This window comes from Halomonas sp. AOP7-E1-9, from assembly GCF_052376035.1.
GTDB lineage: Bacteria > Pseudomonadota > Gammaproteobacteria > Pseudomonadales > Halomonadaceae > Vreelandella > Vreelandella citrativorans.
Map to the genome: position 1 here is coordinate 1 of NZ_JBQSVC010000088.1, position 1091 is coordinate 1091.

Here is a 1091-nt window from a genome sequence, read left to right on the forward strand (position 1 = left end):
GAGGGTGTTCAAAACTTTGTGTCAGTTTGGTCATTATAGGTCGATATGACCGTCCAGGCGTTTTGGGAAATGTATCGCCATTTGCGACAGCGTCAGGTTCCAATTTTGCACAGGGTGAGTCCAGCGTTCAGAGGCCTTGAGAATACCCGCATACAGCAGTTTCAACAGGCTATTTTCGTTGGCAAACCCACCCTTGGTCTTGGTGAGTTTTCGGAACTGCCGGTGCACGGCTTCAACGGCGTTAGTCGTGTAGACAGCTTTACGCACATAGTCGGGGTACTTGAAGTAGGCCGATAGTGTGGGCCACTTATTGCGCCAGGAAGCGATGACAAGCGGGTATTTGTCGCCCCATTTGGCTTCCAACTCGTCCAATGCCAGCTCGGCGGCATTGAGCGTAGCCGCCTTGTAGACCGCCTTCAAGTCGGCCATGAAGGCCTTTTGATTTTTCGAGGCGACGTACTTCAGCGAGTTCCGTATCTGGTGGATGATGCAGTGTTGGATCTCGGTGTTGGGATAGAGGCTTTCAATCGCTTCAGGGAAGCCTTTCAGGCCGTCAACACAGGCAATGAGAATGTCCTGGACACCACGGTTATAGAGGTCGGTGAGCACACTTAGCCAGTGGTGAGCGCCTTCCTGGTCGGAGAGATACAGGCCGAGAAGCTCCTTCTTGCCCTCGATGTTCAGCCCCAGAATGGTATAGACGGCCTTGCTGGTATAGCGGCCATGTTCCCGGATCTTGTAGTGGATCGCATCAAGCCAGACAATGGGATAGATGGCCTCCAGGTCACGCTCGCGCCAGGCCTGAAGCTCCGGTATCAGCTTATCGGTGACGGCATTGAGGGTGCCGTTGGAAAGCGAGATGCCATACAGGTCGGCAATATGCGTGCGAATGTCCTGATAGCTATTGCCCAGAGCGTATAGCGCAATGACTTTGCGTTCCAGTTCGTCGGTTAACTGAGTCTGGTGCTTCTTGACGATTTGCGGTTCAAAGGTGCCATTGCGATCGCGCGGTGTGGTTAGCTCAAAGCGGCCTGCAGGGCTTTTCATGGTCTTGGGAGAGCCCCCGTTTTTGCGGTTGGGCGTCTCTTGAT

1 protein-coding gene is annotated in these 1091 nt (G+C 53.8%); it reads right to left on the reverse strand.

The window, feature by feature from the left end; all coding sequences use genetic code 11:
- Positions 1–33: 33 nt before the first annotated feature.
- Positions 34–1091, reverse strand: a 1058-nt coding sequence (locus ACT3R4_RS18415) for an IS256 family transposase (protein WP_496201296.1), incomplete at its 5' end; no start/stop codon positions are given.